Annotated in this window: 5 protein-coding genes and 1 pseudogene; 1 reads left to right on the forward strand and 5 read right to left on the reverse strand. The window is 56.0% G+C overall.

What is annotated here, in order from left to right:
• Nucleotides 1-564, reverse strand: a 564-nt coding sequence (aroC, locus tag RT340_RS21470; protein ID WP_313377686.1) for a chorismate synthase, incomplete at its 3' end; no start/stop codon positions are given.
• A 45-nt stretch (nucleotides 565-609) separates the two neighbouring features.
• Nucleotides 610-1,542, reverse strand: coding sequence for a 50S ribosomal protein L3 N(5)-glutamine methyltransferase (prmB, locus tag RT340_RS21475; RefSeq protein WP_313377687.1), 933 nt, complete (start codon nucleotides 1,540-1,542; stop codon nucleotides 610-612).
• 156 nt (nucleotides 1,543-1,698) lie between these two features.
• On the opposite strand from prmB, the gene smrB reads away from it, so the two are divergent.
• Nucleotides 1,699-2,247: an endonuclease SmrB gene (gene smrB, locus RT340_RS21480; RefSeq protein ID WP_313377688.1), complete on the forward strand. Its 549-nt coding sequence runs from the start codon at nucleotides 1,699-1,701 to the stop codon at nucleotides 2,245-2,247.
• Nucleotides 2,248-2,305: 58 nt separating this feature from the next.
• Here smrB and sixA read toward each other — a convergent pair whose 3' ends face one another.
• The 3 genes and pseudogenes from sixA to RT340_RS21495 form a co-directional block, all read right to left on the reverse strand.
• Nucleotides 2,306-2,788: a phosphohistidine phosphatase SixA gene (sixA, locus tag RT340_RS21485; protein WP_034825272.1), complete on the reverse strand. Its 483-nt coding sequence runs from the start codon at nucleotides 2,786-2,788 to the stop codon at nucleotides 2,306-2,308.
• Between the two features lie 195 nt (nucleotides 2,789-2,983).
• Entirely contained in the window at nucleotides 2,984-5,113 is a 2,130-nt protein-coding gene (gene fadJ / locus RT340_RS21490) for a fatty acid oxidation complex subunit alpha FadJ (protein ID WP_313377689.1), read from the reverse strand.
• Nucleotides 5,113-5,704, reverse strand: a pseudogene (locus RT340_RS21495) (acetyl-CoA C-acyltransferase); the annotation flags it as partial. The gene fadJ and the pseudogene RT340_RS21495, both read right to left, overlap by 1 nt.

Here is a 5,704-nt window from a genome sequence, read left to right on the forward strand (position 1 = left end):
CGCCTCCAGCTTGCTGGCGTCCGGACAGAAAAAAGGGTTCTCTTCCACGATGCTCCAGTCTTTCAGCTCGCAGGTTACATCACCAATCTGTGCCAGATAACCACGTACCTGAATGCCGTGCTTCATTTGCAGATACTTTTTGGCAATCGCACCCGCCGCCACGCGCATCGCGGTTTCACGCGCAGAGGAACGGCCACCGCCGCGATAGTCGCGCAGGCCATATTTTTGCTCGTAGGTGTAATCCGCATGGCCGGGGCGGAACAGATCTTTGATTGCGCCGTAATCCTGTGAACGCTGATCAGTATTTTCAATCAGCAGGCCGATAGAGGTGCCGGTGGTGACGCCCTCAAACACGCCGGACAAAATTTTCACCTGATCCGGTTCGCGGCGCTGGGTGGTGTAGCGCGATGTGCCCGGACGGCGGCGATCGAGATCGTGCTGAATATCCGCTTCCGTAAGAGGAATGCCTGGCGGCACGCCATCAACGATGCAGCCCAGCGCAATACCATGCGACTCGCCAAAGGTGGTTACGCGAAAAACTTGTCCAATGCTGTTACCGGCCATTGTGGTTCCTTGTTGCGATGTTGCGGGCGATGTCTCGCCCCATTTTTAGTCTTTGTAGAAGGAGAAGTGATGCTGTGCCGCGACGATCTGCTCGCGCGTCAGCATAAACACACCGTCACCGCCGTTATTGAACTCCAGCCAGGTAAACGGCACATCCGGGTACTGATCCATCATATGCACCATGCTGTTGCCCACTTCACAAATCAGCACGCCCTGCTCACTCAGATAATCCGGGGCACAGGCAAGAATACGGCGCACCAGTTTCAGACCATCACTGCCTGCTGCCAGACCCAGTTCTGGTTCGTGGCGATATTCATTCGGCAGATCGTCCATATCTTCCGCATCCACGTACGGTGGATTGGTGACGATCAGATCATATTTGACCTGCGGCAGGCCACGGAACAGATCGGAGCGAATGGGCGTGACGTGGTGGATCAAACCGTGTTCTTCAATGTTTTGCTCGGCCACGGCCAGCGCATCAGTGGAGATATCCACCGCATCGACTTCCGCTTCCGGGAAGGCATAAGCACAGGCGATCGCGATGCAGCCACTGCCGGTACACATATCGAGAATGTGGTGCGGTTGTTCAGCAACCAGACCGGCAAAACGGTTTTCAATCAGCTCACCAATCGGCGAACGCGGCACTAACACGCGCTCATCGACATAGAATTCATGGCCGCAGAACCAGGCTTTGTTGGTGAGATAAGCCACCGGAATGCGCTCGTTGACGCGGCGAATCACACGTTCAACAATGCGGTGACGCTCGCTGGCCGTCAGGCGCGCATTGCGCATATCTTCTGGGATATCCAGCGGCAGCCAGAGCGTGGGCAGAACCAGTTGGACTGCTTCGTCCCAGGGATTATCCGTGCCGTGGCCGTACCAAATGCCTGCCGCCGAAAAACGGCTGACAGCCCAGCGCAGCATATCCTGAATGGTGTGCAGTTCACTCACTGCCTCATCGACGAAAATCTTGTCCACGTAGCCCTCCGCAGGCCTTAAAATCAATCGGCCGTTAGTTTGCCACGAAGCCGGGCAGAATTCAGCGCAGCGAGGCGAAAAAGCTGACATTTGTTAACGCTAAGCGTTAAGGTATGCCACCGGCTATTAACCAGCCCTTTAACCCTAATTTGAGCCATGAGTAAGAAGACGCCCCTAAACCAGGACGATCAGGCGCTGTTTCGTGAGTTAATGAGCGGAACGCGTAAGCTGAAACAAGACACTATCGTGCACAAACCGGTATTGAAAACCCGCGAAGTCCCGCTGAAAAGACTGCTTTCCGAGCAAGCCGATAACAGTCACTACTTCTCAGATGAGTTTCAGCCTTTGCTCTCCAGCGAGGGGCCGATGCGTTATGTGCGCGCGGATGTCAGTCATTACGAGCTGAAGAAATTGCGACGCGGCGATTACACGCCGGAAATTTTTCTCGATCTTCATGGTTTAAGACAGCAGCAGGCCAAACAAGAGCTGGGGGCGCTCATTGCCGCCTGCCGCCGTGAACACCTGTTCTGTGCCAGCGTGATGACCGGGCACGGCAAGCATATCCTCAAGCAGCAAACACCGCTGTGGTTGGCGCAACATCCGCATGTGATGGCATTTCACCAGGCACCGAAGTTATTTGGCGGCGATGCCGCGCTGCTGGTGCTGATTGAAGTCGAAGAGTGGCAACCACCGGAGCTGCCTTAATCCTTAAAAAGGAAAGGGCCGCAGAAGGCGGCCCATAGAGATATGACTTTTGGTGACATTACATCGCTTTGGCCAGTTTTGACGGGCTGACCTGCCACTCCAGTTTGCCTTCACAGGCGTCTGCATCAAAGTTCACATAAGCAATTGCCGACGTAGCAAACATCGGTGGCGCTTCCTGCGGGCAAAGCTCTGAAACCAGATAGCCCACCAGCGGCAGATGCGAAATGACTAAGGCTGATTTCACACCCTGCTGCGCCAGCGCCTGCAGATAACAGGCCACCATGCCCGGATCGCCACCTGGCGTCAGTTCTGGTAGCACGTCCTGCCCTTCTGGCAGCTTCAGTGCCTCACGAACCGTGGCGAGCGTCTGCTCTGCACGGAGATAAGGGCTCACTAACACCCTTTCGATATCCAGCGCCTGGCCGTTTAGCCAGCTCGCCATCTGGCGCGATTCGTCACAGCCACAGATTGTGAGTGGGCGTACTGAATCACTCGCTGCTTCCAGAGCTGCATCGCCATGACGCATGATAAAAACTTGCATAAAGCACCGCTGTTGTTTGTCGATATCGTCGGGTACCACAGCACCAGACGCTTCATTCTGCGAATGAACGCTGTGTTTTACCCCAATGGCTTCATTATAGTCAACCGGTTGTTTATTAAATAAGCACATCTCAGAATGGTGCCGCACCACCTTCTTCATGGCACCATAACTAACCCGCTGAATCTGTGCGCCTATTCATATTTGTGCAGAAGTGTAAAAATTCGTTTGCGCTTCTGACATTGCCATTAAAGCGTCACAGGGCGCGAAACGATCGCCATGTTGCTGCATTAATGCACGTAATGTATTGACGATTTGGCTGACGCCGCGTTGATCCATATAGCGGAACGGCCCGCCGAGAAAGGGCGGGAATCCGATGCCAAATACCGCCGCGATATCACCATCCCGAGCATTGCGCACCACGGACTCGTCCAGACAGCGTGCGGCCTCATTCAGCATCATCATCACGCAGCGTTGCGCAATCTGTTCTTCGTTCTGCTTTGCCTGCGGCCTGACGTTAATCAGGCCATAGATAGAGGCATCCACTTTGCGTTTTCCCGGCCAGCGAGCCGCGTTGTAAAGGTAAAATCCTTTCTGGTTTTTACGCCCTTTGCGGCCATCGGCCAGGATGGCATTGACCGCCTCGGGTGCGCTGAAACGCTCGCCATAAGCCTGCAGCAAAATCGGACTGATTTTGCTGCCGACATCAATGCCCACTTCATCCAGCAACTGTAACGGCCCGACAGGAAAACCGAACTTCACTAACGCGCGATCGATATGGTCCACCGGCTCCCCTTCCAGCAAACAGCGCATGGCTTCATTTATATAGGGCGCGAGAATGCGGTTGACGTAAAAACCGGGTTTATCGGCCACCACCACCGCTGTTTTGCCTTGCTGACGCGCCAGCTGAACCGTGGTCGCCAGCGTTTCAGCCGAGGTGCCCGCATGCGGAATCACCTCCACCAGCGGCATTTTGTCCACCGGACTGAAGTAATGCAGACCAATCACATTCTCTGGGCGCTGCGCGTTGGCGGCAATATCACCAATCGGCAACGAAGAGGTGTTGGAAGCGAAGATAGTGTGCGGCTGACAATGACTTTCGATATCCGCTACCATCTGCTGCTTCAACGTCAAATCCTCAAATACCGCTTCAATCACCAGATCGCGCTGGCTGAACCCCTGATAATCGATACCGCCGCTGATGCGCGCCATCTGTTGTTGACGCTCAGCGGGTTTCAGCTGGCGCCGCTTCACTTTTTGACTCAGCAGGTCCCAGCTGTATTGCAATGCATGGTTCACACCATTGAGATTGACGTCTTTAATTCGCACCGGAAAACCGGCTTTCAGCGCCGTTACGCTGGCAATACCCCCGCCCATCAATCCGCCACCGAGCACGCCGATGTGTTTTAATGCGCGCGGTTCAGCCTCGGCCACCGCTTCTTTCTTGATCGCGGTCGAGGCAAAAAACAGACTGCGCAGTGCCGCAGATTCAGGGGTCATCGCCAGCTGGCCGAAGGCGCGCGCCTCCGCCGCGTGTCCGGCGTGGCTGCCCTGCTCCAACCCCGTGCGCACCACTTGCAGAATGCGATCCGCCGCCGGGTAATTCCCCTGCGTTTTGCGGTCGGTTTGACGTTTTGCCATCGCGAATAACAGCGAGCGCGCCAGTGGCGCCTGCATCAGACGATCGCGACGCGACAACTCACGGCGAACAACCTTTCCTTTATGCACACGCGCAATCGCCGTTTCCAGCAAGATGGATTGAGGCACTGCATCGTCAACGATACCCAGTTTCAGTGCCTGTTTAGCACGCAGCTGCTTACCACTCAGAATCAGCGGTAGCGCTTGCGGCACCCCAATCAGTTTTGGCAGGCGCTGCGTCCCGCCCGAGCCAGGTAACAGGCCCAGCTGCACTTCCGGCAGGCCCAGGCGGGTTTTATCATCCAGCGTGCAGATACGTGCGCTGCAGGCCAGCGCCAACTCCAGGCCGCCGCCGAGACAGGCACCGTGGATCGCCGCGACCACCGGGAAAGGCAGCGCCGCAATCTCCGCCATTACCTCTTGCCCCTGGCGGGCTAAAGCTTCCGCTTCTTCTGCCGTCTGGCAATCGGCGATCATGCTGATGTCCGCACCGGCGACAAAGTTATCGCTTTTACCCGAAATCAGCACTAATCCCGCCAGCTTCGGATTGCTGCGCGCTTCAGCCAGCACCGCTTTTATTTGTGGGACAAACTCCGCTTTCAGCGTGTTCATCTTTTCGCCCGGCACGTCGATGGTAATGATGCCGACATGATCGAGGCGCATGTGTAAATGGAATGCAGATGCGCTCATTATTCGGCCTCCAGAACCATTGCGCTGCCTAATCCGCCCGCTGCACAGGCGGTCACCAGTCCTAATCCTCCGCCGCGCCGCCGCAGTTCATGCAACGTTTGGGTGATCATGCGCGCGCCAGTGGCAGCAAACGGATGGCCGTAAGCAATGGAGCCGCCCAACACATTGAAACGTTCTTCATTCACTTCACCCAAGGCATGCGGGCGATTCAGTACCTCTCGCGCAAAACGCTCATCACGGAACATTTTCAGATTGGCCAGCGTCTGTGCCGCAAAGGCTTCGTGCATATCGATCAACGTCAGGTCGTTGAGGGTAATGCCAGCGCGATCCAGCGCCAGCGGTGAGGCATAAGCGGGACCCAGCAACATATCCTGCCAGACATCAATCGCAGTAAACGCGTAGCTGCGCAGATAGCCAAGCGGCGCAATTCCCAGTTCTCGTGCACGGCCTTCACGCATCAAAATCACCGCGGCCGCGCCATCGGTCAGCGGTGTGCTGTTGGCTGCCGTGACGGAACCGTGGCGACGATCAAAGGCCGGTCGCAATTTTGCGTAGTCGCTAGCGCTGGCGTTAAAGCGAATGTTGTTGTCC

The organism is Pantoea sp. CTOTU50773 (assembly GCF_032082325.1).
GTDB lineage: Bacteria > Pseudomonadota > Gammaproteobacteria > Enterobacterales > Enterobacteriaceae > Pantoea > Pantoea communis.